Genomic DNA, 20,902 nt, shown 5'->3' on the forward strand with positions numbered 1-20,902 from the left:
CTTAAGGCGTATTTACCCCAAACTGACGTAAGATTTTACACAACTGAATCATCGGCAAGCCCATCAAGGTGGTTTGATCATCACCCACCATTCTTTCAAATAAGCTAATGCCCAAGCTTTCACATTTAAAACTGCCGGCACAATGCAAGGGCTGGTCAATCTCAATATAACGCTCAATTTCTGCCAAGGTTAGCTGACGAAATTTGACTTGGTAATGTTCAACCAGTGTCGTTTCAAAGCCCGATTGTACATGTTGGACACTGAGCGCAGTACTGAAAAACACGGTTTGACCCGAGTTGGCCTGTAATTGCTGAATGGCATTTTCAACGCTCAGTGGCTTGCCAATGAAATCATAAGGTGTATGTTCACGCCAAGCGACCTGATCGGAACCAATCACAATCGCATCTGGATGTTGCGCAGCAATCACAGCTGCTTTCTCAAAAGCGAGACGTTTAGCCAAATCATCGGCATGTAATTCACCTGTTGCAGATTCATCAATATCAGGAGAGATACAGCGATAATCCAGCCTTAAACGATCCATGAGGTCTTTACGGGTCTGGCTGCCGGATGCCAGAATCAGTTCATATTGACGCATTACACTGCATATTCCACAAGAATATTGAGGGGTACATAGTGTAGTACCGCGTTGTGGCATGCATTCAGTTTAATCGGGGGTGCATGCCCAGCCTGATAGGCTTCAACCCAGCGCGTGACACAGATACACCAGAAGTCACCCGGTTTAAGCCCCGGAAAGCCGACTTCAGGTAAGGGGGTGATCAGGTCATTGCCGACCTTTTGCGAAAAATTCAGAAATTCAGAGGTCATTTGCGCGCACATGGTGTGTTGGCCTGAGTCGGTGACCGCGGTATGACAAAAACCATTACGGAAATATCCGGTTAAGGGATCATAACAACAGCTGGCTAAAGGTTCGCCAAGCACATTTAAACGATTAATTTTAGGATCTGGATGAATAGACATAATAATAATAAAGATCGAGTGACGCTGATTATCATAATCAAAAGTGACGGCTTCGGCAGCTTTTCTGCAAAAAAACTCACCTTTATTTCAGAGAATCATTTAAAATTGTGCCGTTTTTAAAATCAACTAGAGAGCCATCCATGAATTTTCAGCGCATGACTGATCTTGATTTAGCAGGTAAACGTGTCCTTATTCGTGAAGACTTAAACGTTCCTGTAAAAAATGGGGAAATTACCAGTGATGCACGTTTACGTGCGGCATTGCCGACTATTAAAGCTGCTTTAGAGAAAGGCGCGGCAGTGATGGTATTTTCTCATTTGGGTCGTCCTGTAGAAGGTGAGCCAAAACCAGAACAATCACTTGCGCCAGTTGCTGCTTATTTAAGCAAGGCTTTGGGTCAAGACGTTAAATTATTCACAGACTATCTAGATGGTGTGGACGTAGCAGCAGGTCAGGTGGTATTACTTGAAAACGTGCGTTTCAACCACGGTGAAAAGAAGAATAACGAAGAACTGGCAAAAAAATATGCAGCGCTTTGTGATGTATTCGTAATGGATGCATTTGGTACAGCGCACCGTGCAGAAGCATCAACAGAAGGAGCAGCACGTTTTGCACCAATCGCAGCGGCAGGTCCTTTACTGGCTGCTGAGTTAGATGCGCTTGGTCGCGCCATGCAAACCCCAGAAAAACCAATGGTAGCGATTGTTGCCGGTTCTAAAGTATCAACCAAGCTTGATGTATTAAACTCATTGTCTACCATCTGCGATCAATTGATCGTTGGTGGCGGTATTGCCAATACCTTCCTTGCAGCAGCAGGTTATAACGTGGGCAAATCACTTTACGAAGCTGATCTGGTTGAAACGGCAAAACAAATTGCTGCAAAAGTCAGTGTGCCATTGCCAACGGATGTTGTGGTTGCAGATGCCAGCCAGATCAACTTTGAAGACTTCCTTGGTTCATTGGCAAGCGCGCAAGCTGTTGTGAAAAATGTTGCAGATGTGACTGACACCGATATGATTCTGGATGTTGGTCCTGAAACGGCTAAAGCATTTGCAGAAATCCTGAAATCTTCAAAAACCATTCTTTGGAATGGCCCAGTGGGCGTATTTGAAGTGGATCAATTCGGTGAAGGGACCAAAGCACTTTCTTTGGCGATTGCTGAATCTGCTGGTTTCTCGATTGCAGGTGGTGGTGACACATTGGCTGCGATTGATAAATATGAAGTTGCTGACCAAATCGGTTATATCTCAACCGGTGGCGGTGCTTTCCTTGAGTTCGTAGAAGGCAAGACTCTACCGGCGGTTGCGGTTCTACTTGAACGTGCTTAATCAAGCCGTAGCGCTTTGATTAAATAAAGAAATAAAAAAAGAGTCGATTTAAATCGGCTCTTTTTACTTTTGTATAACAGGGTCGTCATTAAAGTGTCATATATCTGAAATATGCTTGTCACAAGTTAATCAAGTTACTGTGGAAAGCCGTGATGAAATTTAAATTGACCCTTGCCGCGCTAATCATTGCTCCAATCATGCTGACTGCATGTGCAAAGAAAGATGAATCGAAGAATGCTGAACAGCAAGATCAGGCAGCTTCTGCTGTATCTACTCAATCGACACAGACCACTCCAGAACAACAAGCTGCAATTGATGCCATTGATAAGCCCAATCTAGATGAACATAATAGCGATGTTGCAGAGCATGGGGCGGCTTCAGAAGTTGCTGCGAGCCAAGCTCACTAAGCCATACATAAAATAAAAGCCGATGTAGAAACATCGGCTTTTTTGTATTTAGGCATTGGCCTTGCAATAGAAGGTGAGTGTGGTCTGGTAATCATCATCTTTGGCTAAAGAGGCATTTTTACCTGTAATGGTGCCAATCACACCTGCGGCAGCTTCTACCATCTTGCCGGTTTGCTCATCCACCACGCCTTTGAGTACACCTTGATACGCTGTTTTTTCATCTACAACAACAGGTGAAGTATTGCGGGTACAGGTTTTTTGAGCAGCGCTAATCGCATTATTTTTGGCGATCAGGTTGGTTTTACCAATGCCCGTCACTTCAAACTGATTATTTTCTTTTTGAATGGCCAAGGTATTGGTCGGTGTAGATGCACATGCCGTTAGACCCAATGCCAGGCCGCCAAGTAAACTCATGATGAAGGTTTTTTTCATTGCTTGTTCTCAAGTGATTACGTAATCATATTATTTGAACATATAATTTATGGGGGCTTTGGCAGGTTATGTACAGTTTGTGCAGAGACTCTGTTAATTTTGTCAAATGAATGATGAGCTTAGTAATCATGAGGTTTTCCATTTATTGACAAAAAAGCAATATAACCCATCCTTACAAGCAGGAATTAGGCATAGTGGAATTCATTCAGATTATGCTAATCTAGCGCCATCCTTGTGTTAGTTAGATTCATTTCAATGACGGACTCAAATATAGAGACAATTCATCAAAATATTCATCAACGTCAATCTATTGGGCAACTCATTGAGCCTGCACCGAATACAGAACAACTTGAAAAAGCAGTGCAAGCTGCGCTGACTGCCCCAGATCATCATCGTTTAAAACCGACCCGTTTTGTCATCGTTACTGCTGAGCAGCGCGCTGCTTTTGGTGAGCATCTGGCTAAGGCCTTGGCAGACCTCGGAGAAACAGATTCTGCCCAGCTCGATCGGGTCAAGCAGCATCCGTTCCGTGCGCCGTTGCTGGTTCTGGCTTTAACGACCCTTCAGGATCATCCCAAAGTACCGCACTTTGAACAGATCCTGAGTACGGGCGCAGCGATTCAGAACTTCTTGTTATCTTTACAGGCCCAAGGGTTTGCCAGCATGTGGCGTTCAGGTGCCGTCGTTGAGTCAAACTGGTTAAAACAGCAGTTGGGTTTAAAAGAGCAAGATTTAATTTCAGGAATTATTTATATTGGCACTGCGGCAAAGGCGATTGCACCACGTGCAGAAATAAACAGTCAGGATTTTGTCAAGGTGTGGCAAGCAAACTAAGCTCGGTTTGTAATGATGAAAGAAAGAAAACAGGTTTCAGGATAAAAAATGACAGAGTTAAAATTTAGCGATTTAGTTGAACCGGTGGCTGTAGATCAAAAAACAGCATTAAGAATTACAGTATTGGGTGGTGGTAGTTTTGGTACAGCCATGGCTAACCTGGCTGTGCGTAATGGCTGCGATACCATGATCTGGATTCGTGATGCTGCCGTCGCAGAAGAAATTAACCAGACTCACGTCAATAAACGCTATTTACCTGATTTTACTCTGGAAGCCGGATTGCGTGCAGTCGCTGATCTGGAGCTTGCAGTACGTGACCGTGACATTATTCTGGTGGCGATTCCGAGCCATTCATTTCGTGATGTGTTAAAGCAGATTGCACCGTTTATTACATCTCAGGCTGTAGTTTCATTGACCAAAGGGATTGAAGCCAAAACCTTCAGTTTCATGAGTGATATTATTCGTACAGAATTGCCGGAAGTACCCTACGGTGTGTTATCGGGTCCCAACCTTGCCAAAGAAATCATGGCAGGTATGCCATCAGGCACTGTGATTGCCAGTGATTCTGAACTGGTTCGCTATGCCGTTCAGCATGCCTTACACAGTGCTTTATTCCGTGTGTTTGGTAGCGATGATGTGCATGGTGTGGAATTGGGCGGTGCACTGAAAAATATCTATGCCGTGGCGATGGGGATGGGGGATGCTTACAAGATTGGTGAAAATACCAAGAGTATGATCCTGACCCGCGCCTTGGCTGAGATGAGCCGTTTCGCGGTCAAGCAGGGTGCCAATCCTTTAACATTCCTGGGATTGTCGGGCGTGGGTGATTTATTCGCAACCTGTAATAGTCCATTAAGCCGTAATTATCAGATTGGCTTTGCGCTGGGTTCAGGTAAAACACTGGATCAGGCAAGCAAAGAATTGGGGCAGACCGCTGAAGGGATTAATACCATTGTTCAGGTGCGTACCAAAGCACAAGAACTGGATGTGTATATGCCGATTACCAATGCGCTATATGAAGTAATTTTTGAAGGCGCACCACCCATGAATATTGCATTGTCGTTAATGAAAAATGGTCATCGTAGTGATGTAGAGTTTGTTTTACCTCATCATGAAGTCTAAGCAAAATCATGAGATGTATCAAAAAACTGTCATCTATTCGCGTTATGATACCGCTATAAAAAATAAGGTCGTTTTATGCAGTTAACTTTAGTTCGTCACGGTGAAGCGTCTCCAGCCATCAATGGAAACGATATGCAACGCCCCTTAACCCAGCGTGGTCATCAGCAGGCTGAGCAAACCGGGCAGTTTTTAAAAGATGTGATTCAGCCAGACATCTTTGTGGTGAGTCCTTTGTTACGTGCTCAGGAAACTTTGGCCCATATCAAGGCACATTTTCACGGTATTCCCGTATTGATTTGCGATAAAATCAAACCGGATGATGAGGCCAAAGATGCGATTGAATGGTTGTCAAAATTACCCTATGAGTCAATTGCAGTGGTCTGTCATATGAATGTGGTGGCGCATATTGCTGAACAGTTGACCCATGAGAACTTTAATCCATTTGCATTGGCAGAAGCCCGTATTTATGATCAAGCTGTGATCGCGAATGGACTATCGACACAAAAGAACCGTTTTACGCCAACATTATAATTTTTATATATCCGCGTTAGGATAAGGGTACTGAACACCGATGCTGTATATATGGATGCCCGAAACCAATGGAACATGGTATTGGTCGGCTGGGGAAAACTGGTTGCAGGCAGACAGTCTTGAGCAACTGATTCAAGACTTGCAGGCGCATAGCGGAAAAGAGACCGTGGTTTATTTTCCAAGCCGTCATGCGCAGATGTTGCAACAGGCGATGACCAAGGTACATTACAAACAACTGGGACAAGAAGGGATTAAATATCTTCTGGAAGAGTTTGTAAGCTTGCCGATTGACCAGATGAAAGTGGTCCATCATTTTCATCAGGATCAGGTCAGTATTTTGGGGGTAGCACAGTCAAGTATTGAAACCTGGCAACATGCACTTAGTCTGTTACCTGTCCAGATCAGTGCCTTCTTGCCTGACTTTTTGATTTTGCCTGAACCCGCACAGCATGAAGTGGTGCTGGTCAATCTCTATGATCAATTACTGGTCAGGGAAAATGCATGGTTGGGGAACTCGGTGGATGATCTGGGTTTATTTCTTGAGTTCCAGCCAGCTGAAACGCAGTTTAAGTTTGCCAATTTAAATGCTGCCCAGATGGACAGTCTGGCAACGGCATCCAGCAAAGACCAGCGCACGGAATTCAGTTATCAATTTCAGCCCCTGTTAAAAGCAAAACAGCATCCGTTTAATGTTTTGCCGAAGTCAAAACATGCCGAAACCCAATGGTCGGGTTATTGGAAAGCTGCCGCGGCAGTGCTGTTGGCTGTGATCGTAGTGCAACTAGGCTATGATGCCTTGCGCTGGTCGAAACTGAAAAAAGTCGCGGATCAGACCGCTGCTCAAGCCATTGACCAATATAAATACTGGTTCGGCGAAAATATCAGGGTCACTGAACAAAATATCAAGAGCCAGTTTGAAAGCCAGTTACGGATGAGTCAGCTGGGCGATACCCAGGCACTTTCACTGTTGAGTCGTGTCGGGCCTATCCTGATGCAAAAACAGATTGTGGCCCAGCAAGTCAGCTATGAGGCTTCAACACTGGCCATGTCGCTCAAGGCAAAATCGGCAGAAGATCTGCAAGGGCTGACCCAGCAATTAAATCAACAAGGTTTTCAGGCTGAGTTAGGTAATGTGCAGGCGGACAGTGTCGGCGCAATCGGGGTGGTAAAAGTAAAATAATGAAAGCACTAACACGTTTACAAAACAGCTTCGACCAGAAAATTGAAGCGCTTAATGACTATCTGCAAGGTTTATCTGTACGTGAGCGCGTGATGGTTATTTTTACGACCATCTTTGTGATCGTGACTATTATTGGTTTTTCCTTGTGGAAAATGCACGCTTTGGCCGATCAACAGCAAAAACGTTTAAATGAACTCAAGGATCTGACCGTCTGGATGCAGAGCAATGCTGCCACCATGAAGCCTGCCAATGATCTTGCACTGTCCGCTGCGGACAAGATTCAGCGTACCGCGCAGCAGCAGGGCCTGGCTGTCTCCTCCCAGCAAAATGGGGAACAGATTCAACTGGTGGCAGAACATCAAAACTATGCTGTTTTAGCTAACTTTTTAATGCAGTTGTCACAAATGGGCATTAGCATTCAAAAAATGGATATGGTGTCAAATAACAATCAGATTAAATTGACTGCAACAGTGCAATAAGATCAGGGTTTTGGATTTTTTACATAGTATGAGGACTCAGCCTGAATGCGTAGCCTTTTTGTAATACATGATCTTTCTGAGTAGGCGATACTGGAACTCAATCATAAACCGTAAACAAAGTCAGGGAAGGTCGGTTGTATGAGGAATAATACTGCATAGTTTCCTGTCTAGAGTAGTCCGGCGTATCTTTTCCTGAATATAAATAGGTTGTTGGGACTAAAGCAAAAAATCAGCAAACTGGCTTATAAAGTTTGCCAACGACGCCTCCTTATCTACATTAGAGGTCTCGTTTGAATGGTTTTGTAGAAGTCTGGCAATATATGGCTGAAATGTCACCAGACCTTAAAAAATAACCCTATGTCAGGCATGGCGTTTTGATACGCCTATGCCTATAATATGCCTACTTGAAAAAACAGTAGACTGTGATTGGTATGTTATATTCATTGGCTCGCCCTTTGTTGTTTACTTTAGCGCCAGAGCGTGCACATGAACTTACACTTTCAATGCTGGATAAAGCCCATAAAATTGGCTTCATGCATCAGAAAGTAGCAGCAAAACCTGTGATATGTATGGGCATTGAATTCCCGAATCCTGTAGGTCTTGCCGCTGGTTTGGATAAAAATGGTGCGCATATTGATGCTTTAGCAGCTTTAGGCTTCGGTTTTATCGAAATTGGAACCATTACACCACGTCCACAAGCAGGTAATCCTCAACCGCGTTTATTCCGTATTCCTCAGGCAAAAGCCATTATTAACCGTATGGGTTTTAATAATGACGGCGTGGATAAGCTGATTGAGAATGTCAAGGCAGCAAAATTTAAAGGTGTGCTAGGTATTAACATTGGTAAAAATGCCGATACGCCAGTTGAAGATGCGGTTTCTGATTATCTGATCAGTCTCGAAAAAGTTTATAATTACGCTTCTTATGTTACGGTGAATATTTCATCGCCAAATACCAAAAACTTACGTAGCTTACAAAGCGGTGACGCACTGACAGAGTTGTTACAAACATTAAAAGATCGACAACTAGAGCTGGCAAAACAATATAATCATTATGTTCCTCTGGTGCTTAAAGTTGCACCTGATCTCACTGCAGAAGATATTGATTTTATTGCAGCACAATTATTGCAATTCAAGATCGATGGTCTCATTGTGACCAATACCACGCTGGGCCGTGAAGGTGTCGAAAACCTGGAAAACGGTAATGAGGCGGGTGGCTTGTCTGGTGCGCCTGTATTTGAGAAAAGTACCGAATGTTTGCGTCAGTTTGCGATGGTACTTGCGGGCCAGATTCCTCTGATTGGTGTCGGCGGTATTCTGGCAGGCGAACATGCGGTTGCGAAACAACAGGCAGGAGCAAGTCTCGTGCAGGTCTATAGCGGACTGATTTATACCGGTCCAACCCTGATTAAAGATTGTGTTAATGCGATGACATCGTGAAATGAACACGCTTGATATCATTATTCTGGTCATCTTGCTCATTGGAGGGCTGAACGGTTTGCGCCAAGGATTTATTAAAGCCTTTGCCAACTTGATCGGATGGATATTTGCATTGATCATTGGAGCAAAATACGCTGTGTTATTGGCCCCTGCGATGAGCAGTCTGAGCCAAGACCCGGTTGTGCAAAAAATTGCAGCTTTTGCTTTTATCGTATTGATCATCGTAGTGTGTACCTGGATTGTTTCGGCATTACTCAACGGGCTCTTGAAAAGTTTAAAACTGGGCCCATTAAATCGTTTAGCAGGGGGCGCTTTTGGTTCGCTCAAAGGCCTTTTGATTGTGTTGATCACCATGCAGGGACTTGGACCGTGGGTTGAAAGCTCACCGCACTGGAAACAGTCTAAATTTGTACAAATTTTATTACCTTACGCACCTTTGGCAACTGAAATGTCCAAAGATGCGGCAAATCAAGCCTTACATCAAATGACATCCGAAGGTGCGCTATTACATCGCCCTTCACCAGAAATGGACGAATCAGAACGTGCATCAGTCACTGAGCGTTCTGATCATTCGACGAAAAATCCTTTTTATTAATCGCTAGCTTGTCGCGAGGTTGCTATGTGTGGAGTTGTTGGGATAGCCGGTAAATCACCAGTGAACCAAATGTTATTTGATGCCTTAACGATGCTGCAACATCGAGGACAGGATGCCGCAGGGATCGTAACCTGCCACCAAGGGCGTTTATTTCTCCGCAAAGATAACGGTATGGTACGCGATGTATTTCATACCCGTCACATGCGTGCATTGCTTGGCAACTACGGGATTGGACATGTGCGTTACCCAACCGCAGGTTCATCCAGCAGTGCTGAAGCACAGCCGTTTTATGTAAACTCTCCTTACGGGATTACCCTTGCACACAATGGTAACCTGACCAATGCCGCAGAAATTCATGATGACCTGTTTAAAACAGATTTACGTCATATGAATACGGATTCTGATTCAGAAGTCCTGCTCAACGTATTTGCGCATGAACTGCAAAAGCTTCGCACTTTAAATCCAACGCCAGACGATATTTTCCACACCGTTTCTCGCGTACATGAGCGTTGTAAAGGTGCTTATGGCGTGGTTGCCATGATCACAGGCCACGGTCTGGTCGGCTTCCGTGACCCGAATGGTATCCGTCCGCTGGTCTACGGTTCTCGCGAAACTGAGCAAGGCACTGAATATATTATCGCTTCTGAGTCAGTTGCGATTACCGCACTCGGTTTTAAAGTTGAGCGTGATATTGCGCCAGGCGAAGCGATTTTCATTGATGAAAATGGTCAGTTGTTTAGCAAGCAATGTGCTGCAAACCCAGAATATCGTCCATGTATTTTCGAATACGTGTATTTTGCGCGACCAGATGCCACGATCGACGGGATTTCCGTGTATAAAGCCCGTTTGAAAATGGGTGAGAAGCTGGCGTACAAGATTTTGAAAGAATGGGGTGAGCAGCACGATATTGATGTGGTGATTCCAATTCCGGATACTAGCCGTACTTCCGCTTTAGAGTTGGCCAATATTTTAGGGGTGAAATTCCGTGAAGGGTTTATGAAAAACCGTTATATCGGACGTACCTTCATTATGCCAGGTCAGCAACAGCGTAAAAAATCAGTTCGTCAAAAACTGAATCCGGTCGAACTTGAGTTTAAAGACAAGAATGTATTACTGGTCGATGACTCGATTGTACGTGGCACCACCTGTAACGAAATTATCCAGATGGCCCGTGATTCGGGTGCGAAGAAAGTATTCTTTGCTTCAGCCGCGCCAATGGTGAAATATCCAAACGTCTATGGTATTGATATGCCAGCCAAGGCTGAACTGATTGCATCAGGACGTACCGTAGAAGAAATCCGTGAAAATATTGGTGCAGACCGTCTGGTTTTCCAGGATCTGGAAGATTTGAAAAATGCCGTACGTACCAGTAAAGTGCCAGATCTGACTGAATTTGACTGTTCTGTATTTGACGGCATTTATGTCGCAGGTGGCATTGACAAAGCTTACCTTGATAACCTTGAGCAAAAACGTAGCGACTCTGCCAAAAATAAACTGGATAGCTATATCGATGTGAATATTGATGCCGCTTCGGTAGATTTAACCGGTATCAAAGAAATGTAAACCTTTTGGTCTATAGAAAAGCGGGAATTTCCCGCTTTTTTATTTTATGATAGCGGATACGGAAGTCCTTACTAGAAACAATGTAATCAGGAAAATTTACATTGAGAGAAATGAGCCATTACTTAATCGAAAATAAGAATATTGCATGGTCAATGAGCTTTTGTTGGCTGGCGATGTTATTGACCGTTTTTATTCTTAATCTAATTTTAGGTTTGGTGGTTCATTTTTTTGATTATACCCAGCCCATCTGGTGGCATGCGCTGAGTCCCTATTTCATTTTATTACTGATTTGTGTGCTGTTCTGGTCGGTCGGTGCAGAATTATATGTACTCCGTGAAGGTGGGCATTCACTTGCCAAGCAATTAAAAGCCAGACGTCTGCTATTTGATGAAAGTACACCGGAAGAAAGTACGGCATTAAAAATTGTGGAGCAAGTTGCCAAAAGTTTTTCCATCGATCCTCCTGCTGTCTATGTATTACCGGATGAAGTTGGGGTAAATGCCTTAACCGCAGGCTTCAGATCACAGGATATTGTAATTATCCTGACCTGGGGGGCTTTGCAAAACCTGGATGAGCTGGAACTGTATGGTTTGCTCAGTTATGAGTTTAACCAGATTCTATCCGGAGAAGCCGTCGAGAATACCAAGCTAAAATTGTTATACAGTGGCTTGACCACGTTTAGCCAATGGGGCAGTAAGCTGGCTCAGGCTGGATATAGTCCCTATGCAACGTCCTATCGCAATAAGTTTGAAACCATTTTTGTCGCAATCGGGGGCGTGATCTGGCTGATTGGTAGTTTAGGTATTTTGATTACTCGTGCAATTAAATACCTTACCTTGAGTGGGCGAACCTTTCGCAATGATCTCAAGACCATGCGCTTGATGAATAATAATGCCAATATTCAAACCTTATTACGGATTTACGTGCATCATTCCGGTTCGCAAATTCATAGCGCCTATTCTGAATCCATTTCACATATGTGTTTTGCCAATTCATTGAGCCCGCAAAGCTGGATGAATATTCATCCCAGCATTAAAGATCGCATCTATGAATTGAACCCGACCTTATTGCAAGATTTACAGTTGGAAAATCTCAGAAAACTGCGTAATCGTCCTTTGTTTAGCCTGTTTCGTTCGCTGGAAGAAGAAACTACCGACATTACCACGCCGTGGAGCTCACCGCAGCCTTTGCCACTGTTGCGTTTGTCGCCGATTAGCTTTGCCCTGAACGATGCGATTAAGCCGCTTAACCCAGAGATACGTAAAAATAAGAAACGCCCTGAACTGATTCAGCGCGCCATGCAAACCGCAACGGGTTCGCGTGAGGTGATGGTGGCGATTCTGATGATCCGTCAATATCGCGAATTTATTCCACAGGATGCACCGGTCAGCCATGCCATCGTCGATGCCTTACTGAATCTGGATGGCCGTATCCATGTGCAGATTTTCCATGATGCCTGCAAGAATATTGGGCACATGCCAGCCAGTATCGCCCGTCAATTTCTTACCAAGCTGGCCTGTATTATTCAGGAAGATGGGGAAGTGGGCTTGCTGGATGCCTTGTTGCTCGAACGCGTCAAACATGAACTGAATTTAATGCCGGCCCATTTACCTGCGGCTTTTGAAGATGTGAAATCCCAGATTGTGCATTTGATTGATGCCTTGCTGCATGTCCAGCAAATTAATAGTCCAAATCAGCTTGAGGTGCGGGAACGTATCTTGCAACTGCTGTTGACTGAAGATGAAATGCAAACCTATGCCGATATTTCGGATGAGCCACTGGATCTGGCGGAAATCCTGAATGACGTGTCGGGGTTGTTATTGCGCGATCGTCTCAATATTTTGTCGATTGCAGAAAGATGTCTTTGGAACGACCGGATTATTACCCAGGATGAGCTGGATGTTTTAGAGCTTTTATATTGGCGTCTGGGTTTTGATACACACGAAGTGGTTGAGCAAATGCAAAAGAAAAATAGTCTGATGATTATTTAAGGGACATTCACTTGCACGTGTTTTTTTGATAAAAACGTTACGTGACAAACACATAAAATGCTGCCATTTCAAGGTAAGCTTGCCATTTATTTTTATTCTTGTATTACCTGCTTTTGAGTAATTTATGGAACATATTGAAATTTTAAAAGCCTTGTTTTTAGGCTTTATTGAGGGTTTAACTGAATTCCTGCCCATTTCAAGTACCGGTCATTTGATTTTATTTGGTCATATGATCGACTTTCATTCCGATGACGGTCGGGTGTTTGAGGTGGTGATTCAACTGGGTGCAATTCTGGCGGTGTGCTGGTTATATCGACAAAAGATTTTTGACCTGATCAAAGGATTTTTTAGCGGCGATGCAGAAGCACGGCATTTTGCTTTTAGCGTTTTACTGGCATTTATTCCAGCGGTGGTGATCGGGGTATTTGCAGTCGATTTTATTAAGAGTGTCCTGTTTAGTCCGCTGGTGGTTGCAGTCGCTTTAATTGTCGGCGGTCTGATCATTTTCTGGGTGGAGTCGATTAAATTTGATCATAAAACTACGGATGCAACCAAGATTACCTATAAGCAGGCATTTCTGGTGGGCTGTGCACAATGTGTGGCCATGATTCCGGGAACCTCGCGTTCAGGTGCAACCATTGTGGGGGGGATGTTTGCAGGCTTGTCACGTAAAGCTGCAACCGAATTTTCATTCTTCCTGGCGATGCCGACCATGTTGGGCGCAGCGGTATTTGACCTGGCACGTAATGCGGATGTACTGACGCAAGACAATATGCTGAATATTGCGGTGGGTTTTGTCGCGGCCTTTATCTCGGCACTATTTGTGGTCAGCGCCCTGGTAAAATTTGTTGAACGCCATACCTTACGTGTATTTGCCTGGTACCGTATTGTTCTCGGTATTATTTTACTGTTTGTTTTCCTATAAATAATAAAAAAACTCTTCCTTTTGGCACATGCCAAAAGGAAGATTCTCAGTTAAGATTTCAATCTCTTATATCTTATCTTTCATATTTCCAGATCGGTTCGACTGCAACATGACAATAGCTAAAATGAATGCGCGTGATTTAATAATAGATTTACTGCTGGGCTTACAAGGTGGTGCAATTTCAATTAAGCAGATTATTGTGGCAGCCAGACTATTTGACATTAGTGAGAACAGCATTCGCGTCGCAGTGACCCGTTTGTCCAGTGATGGCGTGATTGAAGCAATTGAGCGCGGTATCTATCAGTTTACGGTGCAGTCGCATGAATGGGCTGATGTCATGTTAAACCGTAAACAAGGCATTAAACAGACCAAGAACTGGAATCATCAATATTTGGCAGTATTAACCGGAGCGTTAGGGCGTGTTGACCGTACCGCTTTAAATCGGCGTGAAAGAGCACTCAAGCATTTTGGTTTTAAAGAGCTGGAACAGGGGATTTATATCCGTCCGGATAATCTGGCTATTGGTTTTGATGCGCTTTTTTCCGAACTGAAGTCTTCGGGGTTGGAAGAGTCTGCCAAGATCTGTCAAATCAATCATTTTGATGCGACAACTTTAGCGAATTTGCCAAAACTCTGGGCAACCCAGACCTTAAACCAGAATTATGAAAAATATGCCCAGATGATTCAGCAGTGGTTAGCGACTGTATCGCAACTCTCCTTAGAGGATGCTGCTCGAGAGTCTTTATTGCTTGGGCGACAGACCATTTCTTTATTGATGAATGATCCTTTATTGCCAGAAGATTTTGTAGATGTGCAACTGCGCCAGCAATTCGCTGCAAGTGTACAACAGCTGGATCAGACCGGACTGGACGCATGGCGCAAATTTTATGAAAGCCATGTTGAGTAAATCCTGATTACAAATATTACGATTATTCTAATTTTAATTTATTGACAGAAATATTACTAAGTTTAGAATAAAAATATAAATTGTGTAGTTTTATAAAAATAGACAGCTCCAGGCAGGGTAAACAGATGAATACACGTGTTGCAATTAGTGACTTGTTCAGTAGAGAGGAAATTACTGAACTCACAGCAAAATCAGATTTGCATGGTGGTTGGGCGGTGTTCTCGACCTGGGCCGTGATTGGCGGGACTTTTGCTGCCGTAGCCAGTTCATGGCAATATTTGCCCGCTTGGGGGAAATTACTGATGTGCATAGCAGCACTGGTCATTTTGGCAGGACGTCAGCTGGCCTTGGCGATTATCATGCATGATGCCTCACATCAGAGCCTGTTTAAAACCAAATGGCTGAATGACACATTCACTGACTGGTTGTGCGCGCGTCCGATCTGGAATGATTTACATAAATACCGTGCCCATCACATGCGCCATCACAGCAAAACCTCGACAGTGGATGATCCCGATCTATCACTGGTCGCGGGTTTTCCCACCTCTAAGAAATCATTGATGCGCAAATTTATGCGTGACTTAACTGGAGTGACGGGATTTAAGTTTGCGGTCGGTCGTGTGCTGATGGATATTGAGAAAATGGAGTGGACAGTTTCCAATGACCGTCGCTGGATTTCTCAGGAAGGCAAACACTGGACTGATTATCCCAAAGCCTTTTTAAAGAATAGTGGTGGGGCAATTGCCACCAATGCCGCGCTATTTTCAGCATTATGGGCGGCAGGTCATCCTAAACTTTATGCATTGTGGGTGGTGGCCTATTTAACCCCATTCCCTTTATTTCTCAGAGTCCGTTCAATGGCAGAGCATGCTGGCATGGAGACCAGTCACAGTGCCTTAACCAATACCCGGACCACCAAAGCGGGCTTTCTGGCACGCGCCTTGGTTGCTCCGATCAATGTAAACTATCATAAAGAACATCATTTGATGGCAGCGGTACCTTACTTTAAACTGCCAAAAGTGCATCAAATGCTACGTGAACGTGGACATGTGGCTGAACCGCCAAGCTATTGGCAGGTATTAAATCAGCTTTCCAGTCAGACGGATTAAATTAGCGTGACAAGCATGTCAGTTTCAATCAGGGATCAAATAACAGGAGCAAGGGAAGAACGCATGGCAGCAACAAAAGACCAAATCATGGGATTTCTGGCACAAGAATTTCCGCAAGCACTAATGAAAAGCAGTATTGAAGAAATTACACCCAGAGGAGCACAGCTGCTTTATCGTGTTGATACAGGTGATTTACGGCCAGGTCAGACGGTTTCTGGGCCGACCTTAATGCTGGTCGCGGATTACGTGCTGTACATTGCCATTTTGGGACATTTAGGTTTGGTTGCGATGGCGGTGACCACCAATATGACCATTAACTTTTTTCGTAAACCAAATGGCAATCGTGATATTCGAGCTGTTTGTAAGTTGATAAAAGTGGGTAAAACCTTGGTCACGGGCGAAGTCTGGTTATATTCACTGGATGATGAGGAACCTGTGGCACATGTGATTGGCACTTATGCACTGCCACAAAAATCATCTGACTGAATATCTAGAACGGGCCAATGAATCAGCTGATTTGAAGGATCTACTCGGTTTTTATTGACTGCAAATCACTTAAAAAAATAAAACATGTCATAGGATCATGCAGCTCAATCAGGTGTGATCAATAGATAACAAAACTGATTCGGGAAGAACGGAATGATCATTAAAAACGGTTTGATGGCTTTGGCATTGCTAGGATGTGCAGCCTCTACACAGGCCAAGCAAACAGTGTGTGTATTCGATCCTGTGGGTAAATCGGGCGATGCTTTTGCATTGGCAAAGGATTATGCGCTTGAAGCCAAAAAATGGGGTGCGGATATCGATTTACGTGCCTATGTCGATGAGCGTGTGGCTGCAGAAGATCTGAAGGTCGGGCAATGCGATGGAGCGATTATCAGTGGCTTACGTGGCCGACAGTTCAATAAATATGTCGGTTCTCTAGATGCGATTGGTGCGCTGACCGATTTAAAAACGGCAATTTTAGCCTATCAAATTTTGTCCAAGCCCCAAGCTGCAAAAAGCATGATCAATGGACCTTATGAGATTGCCGGACTTGGTACCATTGGGCCTGCTTATCTGTTTGTTTCTGACCGTAGCGTCAATACCTTAGCTAAGGCTGCGGGGAAGAAGGTCGGGGTGTTTGCCTATGACGAGGCACAACCGAAGCTGGTAGCTCAGGTTGGTGCCCAAGCAGTTTCAGTTGATGTGACCAATGCCGGTGCCAAATTCAATAATCACCAGATTGATATCGTGCCTGCACCGATTGTGGCCTATAAGCCTTTTGAACTTTATAAAGGTTTAGGCGATAAAGGCGGCATCGTAAAATTCCCGCTCACGCAAATCTCGGCAAATTTTATTATTCGCAAGGATAAGTTTCCGGCAGGTTTTGGACAAAAGTCACGTGAATGGGTGGCAGGTCAATTGGGCCGTACCTTTAATATTATCGCCAAATATGAAAAGGAAATCCCAGCCAGATACTGGATGAATATTTCCCCTGAAGAGCAGGTGAATTATATGAAAATGATGCGTGAGGCACGTATTTCCCTGACCAAGGCCGGGATTTATGATCCGAAAATGATGAACTTCTTGAAGAAGGTGCGTTGCAAGCAAAATCCAAATAGTTTTGAATGTGCACTGAATGATGAATAAATCATGAATTAGGCTCGGCATAACCCTCTTTATTGATTGTAATTTAGAGGGTTTTTGCTTTTTAATCGGGCCATATATTTTAAAAAACATAACAACAATGCTGTAGGCGAAACTGCCAGAACATGCTACAACTAAAGCTGTCCAAATTTATTTGTACCCACGATTTTTAACTTATATGACGATACCGCCCGACTTGATACCTTTATCGCAAATTGAGTCAAATCAAGAACATATTTTAGCGATCAAGCGTAATGATTTAGTGCCTTTGCTGAACGATCCACATCGTTTAAATCATTATGCAGATCATTTGGTACAAGCCCAGAGTGTTTTGCTCAATGGTGTTGATCCCAAACTGAATCAGCAATTGAGCGAAGTGATTAGCCAGATTATTCAGCAGCTTTCGCTTTCAAAAAAATATCTGGGTGGACGTCGTTTCAATGCATTGCAAAAATGGCTGGGGATTGATGTCGAATATGATGCGGGTCAAGTCAAATATCTCAAAGATTTAGATCGTCTGATTCATGAAGCCAATCATCTGAGTCAGCGCTTGCAGATAGAAATCCAGAAATCGCAGTCACGTCTGCAACAGGCATTGGGTTTGCGTGAGCAGATGGCAGCCTATATTCAGGCCGCGGATGAGTTTTTAAAAGAATATCCTCAATTTAGCAAGCAGCAAGTGCTGGACCATTTTGTCGAGCGCCTGTCAAAAAAAGTGAATACGCTACAAACCTTACAGAGCAGTAATGATATTGCGATGAAGCAGATGCAATTGTCCCAGCATTTGTCGTTTAGCCTGTTAGACCGTTTTAAGGAAGCGCAACAGGTGTTAATTCCTGCATGGCAATATCATTTGAAGCAAAGTCGTGAGTCCGGGTCATCGTCGACCATTGAGCAACTAGACAAGAGCCGAGAAAACCTGATTCAAAATTTGAAAAAATCATTACAGAAATAAGAGGGGAATACCATGTCAGATTCAGAACTTAGCAAAGTATCTCATGAACTTGAACTCAAAACCGAGCAACGTTTCGAGCAGCTTAACCTGAAAGAGCTGGGTTTACAGCCGCATGACCTTGCCGAGGTGATGGATGCGCATAAAGAGCTGGCAGAGATGAGTCCGACTGTTGTGGCGGAATATGGCAAAAATATTGCCAACAAGACCTCAACCTATACGGATGAATTGCTGAGTCTGGTGCAGAATAAAGATTTGGATAACACCGGGCAAAAACTCAATGAAGTGGTGCAGGTCGCCCAGCAGCTGAATACATCTAGCATTCTGAATAAATCAAAAAGCTCGGGTTTTTTGGGCGGTCTACTCAGCAAGTTTAAAAGCGCCAAGCAAAATTTTGATCAGCATTTTAATACCACCAAAGAACAGATTGATGTGCTGGTTAAGGAAATTGAAAGCTCTCAATCTGGCTTGAAGGCACGGGTTGGTACGCTTGATAAAATGTTTGATGCCGTACAGGATGAATACAAGCAGCTAGGTGTGTATATCGCAGCGGGTCAGTTGAAGCAACAGGATATCCAGCAGCAGATTTCGGCTTTGACGGCTCAAGAGCAGGACCAGCAGACCACACAACAGATTTATGATCTGAATCACTTAGCCAATAATCTGGAAAAACGGGTCAGTGATTTACAGGTATTACAACAGTCTGCGATGCAAACATTGCCCATGATCCGCATTATCCAGTCGAATAACCTGATGCTGGTCGATAAGTTCTATGCGATTAAAAATATCACTTTACCAGCTTGGAAAAACCAGATTAGTCTGGCGATTTCATTACAGGAGCAAAAGAATAGCGTACAGCTTGCCAAAGCCATTGATGACACCACCAATGAGTTATTACGCCGTAATGCAGAGTTACTTCATCAAAACTCGGTTGATACGGCTAAAGCCAATCAGCGTTCAGTGATTGATGTGGAAACCCTTGAACATGTTCAAAACACCCTCATTAAAACAGTAAATGATGTGATTCAGATCCAGAAAGAAGGCATGCAGAAACGTGCCGAAGCCACGACACGGTTACGGGCTTTACAGGATAGTCTGAATCATCTGGTGCTGGAGAATAGCCAGCCACCTCAATCTTGATACGATTAATTTTTTGAAGGAAAGATCATTGTCACCGATAGACGATTTTAGTGTACAGCCGCTTGACCAGCGTTTAGATGTGTTAAAAAAACGTCAGCGTCATTTAATGATCTGGTTTTTTCTAAGTAGTACTCTGGCGCTTGTTACCATTGCATCGCTATTTTTTCAAAAAGAATTGATCTATCGTTTCTTCGATCTTTCCATGCAGGTTCAGGTACTCGATTTGCCTTATCATGTCCAGGAGCTTGTTCCTTTCAAGCAACCTGTTGATTATTTATTTAATTTACTGTCATGGGTAGGCTGGCTGTTCCTGAAGATCCTGGTTTCATTTATTGGGGCATTTTTTCTGGTCGGCTGGGCAAAAAAACTCCGGTTTTTTCAGCAGCGTTTTCAGGCCTGGACGCAACGCTTTCTGGCATGGATCATTGCATTTATCTTACTCTGGTCTGGTTTAAGCTACATTCAGTATGACTGGAAAGATGAAACCAAACAGGCTTATCAGCAGTGGATGAGTTATCAAAATAATATTGTGGAAAGCCAGATTGCTCAGGATTTGCAACAAGCCGAAATTTCTTCGACTGAAAAAGCGTATGTGCTGGCCCAAGTGGCCTTATTGCATCAGCCCGCCGATCGTAAGACCGCCAATGTCTATATGAATCAGCTGATTGATGCAGAAAAGAATGATCCGCTTTTATTTAAGAAATACGATTTTAAAGCTGAGCAGTTGTGGGTCATGCAACAGCAGCTTTACGGTAAAAGCATCACCGCACTTACACAACCGCTGGATTTACGGGCCCAGCGAGCCGAGCGTATTTCTCAGATTGTGAATGTGATCTTGTGCGGAATCGTTATTCTGGTTTTGGCTTTAACTGCCATTTTATACATGCTCGCCAAGCATTTAAAAAATCGTCGCAATCGGATCAGTCAAAAGCTTGAGTATTAATCTGTTTTTATGTTCAGAACGCCTGACATCGTACCGCACCGGGTTAACCTTTGTCGTTGCCGTCGTATGCTGTGCCAGTTGATTTTTTTGATAGGTTTATTCGATTGAACTCATAAAAACATACTGTTTTACCTATTTATCATTTTTACGTAATATAGCCTCATTGAATGAATTGACCGATTTAAAAGTCTTAGGGTTTGGAGAAATACATGTTAGATCAAAATATCAAAACTCAATTAAAAGCTTATTTAGAACGTTTAGAAAGTCCGATCGAACTGGTTGCTGCTTTAGATGACTCAGACAAAGCAGAGAAAATCAAAGAACTGGTGACTGAAATCGCAGAACTTTCTGATCAGGTTACGGCGCGTTTTGACGGTTCAAACGCTCGCCGTCCTAGCTTCGGTGTCGCCAAAGCAGG

Annotated in this window: 22 protein-coding genes and 1 pseudogene; 20 read left to right on the forward strand and 3 right to left on the reverse strand. The window is 43.7% G+C overall.

Annotated features, from left to right (window positions below):
- Position 1: 1 nt before the first annotated feature.
- Complete coding sequence (locus tag ACINWC323_RS15735; protein WP_009508569.1) at positions 2–595, reverse strand: Maf family protein; 594 nt, start codon at positions 593–595, stop codon at positions 2–4.
- Positions 595–978 (reverse strand): DUF2237 family protein, encoded by a 384-nt coding sequence (locus tag ACINWC323_RS15730; protein WP_005229802.1) that lies wholly within the window; start codon positions 976–978, stop codon positions 595–597. Before ACINWC323_RS15730 ends, ACINWC323_RS15735 begins: the two co-directional genes overlap by 1 nt.
- 140 nt (positions 979–1,118) lie before the next feature.
- Here ACINWC323_RS15730 and ACINWC323_RS15725 point away from each other — a divergent pair, with 140 nt between their 5' ends.
- Positions 1,119–2,306, forward strand: coding sequence for a phosphoglycerate kinase (locus tag ACINWC323_RS15725; RefSeq protein WP_005229804.1), 1,188 nt, complete (start codon positions 1,119–1,121; stop codon positions 2,304–2,306).
- Positions 2,307–2,458: 152 nt separating this feature from the next.
- Positions 2,459–2,713, forward strand: coding sequence for a hypothetical protein (locus tag ACINWC323_RS15720; protein ID WP_005285044.1), 255 nt, complete (start codon positions 2,459–2,461; stop codon positions 2,711–2,713).
- A 48-nt stretch (positions 2,714–2,761) separates the two neighbouring features.
- Here the strand turns inward: ACINWC323_RS15720 and ACINWC323_RS15715 are convergent, their stop codons facing one another.
- Positions 2,762–3,145, reverse strand: a complete 384-nt coding sequence (locus tag ACINWC323_RS15715) for a hypothetical protein (RefSeq protein ID WP_009508586.1) — start codon at positions 3,143–3,145, stop codon at positions 2,762–2,764.
- 255 nt (positions 3,146–3,400) lie between these two features.
- On the opposite strand from ACINWC323_RS15715, the gene ACINWC323_RS15710 reads away from it, so the two are divergent.
- From ACINWC323_RS15710 to ACINWC323_RS15625, 18 genes and pseudogenes are all read left to right on the forward strand, one after another.
- Positions 3,401–3,979, forward strand: coding sequence for a nitroreductase family protein (locus ACINWC323_RS15710; RefSeq protein WP_009508556.1), 579 nt, complete (start codon positions 3,401–3,403; stop codon positions 3,977–3,979).
- 48 nt (positions 3,980–4,027) lie between these two features.
- Positions 4,028–5,101: an NAD(P)H-dependent glycerol-3-phosphate dehydrogenase gene (locus ACINWC323_RS15705; protein ID WP_005229812.1), complete on the forward strand. Its 1,074-nt coding sequence runs from the start codon at positions 4,028–4,030 to the stop codon at positions 5,099–5,101.
- A gap of 75 nt (positions 5,102–5,176) precedes the next feature.
- Positions 5,177–5,632 (forward strand): phosphohistidine phosphatase SixA, encoded by a 456-nt coding sequence (gene sixA, locus ACINWC323_RS15700; protein ID WP_009508555.1) that lies wholly within the window; start codon positions 5,177–5,179, stop codon positions 5,630–5,632.
- 40 nt (positions 5,633–5,672) lie between these two features.
- A complete protein-coding gene (gene gspL / locus ACINWC323_RS15695; RefSeq protein ID WP_032881059.1) occupies positions 5,673–6,812 on the forward strand; it encodes a type II secretion system protein GspL in 1,140 nt (379 codons plus the stop codon).
- Entirely contained in the window at positions 6,812–7,291 is a 480-nt protein-coding gene (locus ACINWC323_RS15690) for a type II secretion system protein M (RefSeq protein ID WP_009508583.1), read from the forward strand. Before gspL ends, ACINWC323_RS15690 begins: the two co-directional genes overlap by 1 nt.
- A 431-nt stretch (positions 7,292–7,722) precedes the next feature.
- A complete protein-coding gene (locus ACINWC323_RS15685) occupies positions 7,723–8,730 on the forward strand; it encodes a quinone-dependent dihydroorotate dehydrogenase (protein WP_009508628.1) in 1,008 nt (335 codons plus the stop codon).
- A 1-nt stretch (position 8,731) separates the two neighbouring features.
- Positions 8,732–9,325: a CvpA family protein gene (locus tag ACINWC323_RS15680; protein WP_005229822.1), complete on the forward strand. Its 594-nt coding sequence runs from the start codon at positions 8,732–8,734 to the stop codon at positions 9,323–9,325.
- Between the two features lie 24 nt (positions 9,326–9,349).
- Complete coding sequence (gene purF / locus ACINWC323_RS15675) at positions 9,350–10,888, forward strand: amidophosphoribosyltransferase (RefSeq protein ID WP_005229824.1); 1,539 nt, start codon at positions 9,350–9,352, stop codon at positions 10,886–10,888.
- Between the two features lie 101 nt (positions 10,889–10,989).
- Positions 10,990–12,879: a M48 family metalloprotease gene (locus ACINWC323_RS15670; RefSeq protein ID WP_171062159.1), complete on the forward strand. Its 1,890-nt coding sequence runs from the start codon at positions 10,990–10,992 to the stop codon at positions 12,877–12,879.
- Between the two features lie 124 nt (positions 12,880–13,003).
- Entirely contained in the window at positions 13,004–13,804 is an 801-nt protein-coding gene (locus ACINWC323_RS15665; protein WP_009508562.1) for an undecaprenyl-diphosphate phosphatase, read from the forward strand.
- A gap of 109 nt (positions 13,805–13,913) precedes the next feature.
- The gene (locus tag ACINWC323_RS15660; protein WP_005229829.1) at positions 13,914–14,711 is read left to right on the forward strand and encodes a PaaX family transcriptional regulator C-terminal domain-containing protein; all 798 of its coding nucleotides are present in this window, start codon (positions 13,914–13,916) and stop codon (positions 14,709–14,711) included.
- Between the two features lie 125 nt (positions 14,712–14,836).
- Entirely contained in the window at positions 14,837–15,820 is a 984-nt protein-coding gene (locus ACINWC323_RS15655; RefSeq protein ID WP_005229831.1) for a fatty acid desaturase family protein, read from the forward strand.
- Positions 15,821–15,883: 63 nt separating this feature from the next.
- Positions 15,884–16,306 carry a PaaI family thioesterase gene (locus tag ACINWC323_RS15650; RefSeq protein WP_005285065.1) on the forward strand — a complete coding sequence of 141 codons (423 nt, stop codon included), beginning with the start codon at positions 15,884–15,886 and terminating at the stop codon, positions 16,304–16,306.
- Between the two features lie 174 nt (positions 16,307–16,480).
- A complete protein-coding gene (locus tag ACINWC323_RS15645) occupies positions 16,481–17,452 on the forward strand; it encodes a putative solute-binding protein (protein ID WP_249364853.1) in 972 nt (323 codons plus the stop codon).
- A gap of 175 nt (positions 17,453–17,627) precedes the next feature.
- Positions 17,628–18,404, forward strand: coding sequence for a hypothetical protein (locus ACINWC323_RS15640; RefSeq protein ID WP_005285071.1), 777 nt, complete (start codon positions 17,628–17,630; stop codon positions 18,402–18,404).
- Between the two features lie 12 nt (positions 18,405–18,416).
- The gene (locus ACINWC323_RS15635) at positions 18,417–19,541 is read left to right on the forward strand and encodes a toxic anion resistance protein (protein WP_005285074.1); all 1,125 of its coding nucleotides are present in this window, start codon (positions 18,417–18,419) and stop codon (positions 19,539–19,541) included.
- Positions 19,542–19,569: 28 nt separating this feature from the next.
- Positions 19,570–20,484: a hypothetical protein gene (locus ACINWC323_RS15630; protein WP_009508546.1), complete on the forward strand. Its 915-nt coding sequence runs from the start codon at positions 19,570–19,572 to the stop codon at positions 20,482–20,484.
- A 209-nt stretch (positions 20,485–20,693) separates the two neighbouring features.
- Positions 20,694–20,902 (forward strand): annotated as a pseudogene (locus ACINWC323_RS15625) (alkyl hydroperoxide reductase subunit F); the annotation flags it as partial.

The sequence above is a fragment of the Acinetobacter sp. WC-323 genome, assembly GCF_000314615.1.
In the GTDB taxonomy this organism is placed as follows: Bacteria; Pseudomonadota; Gammaproteobacteria; order Pseudomonadales; family Moraxellaceae; genus Acinetobacter; species Acinetobacter courvalinii.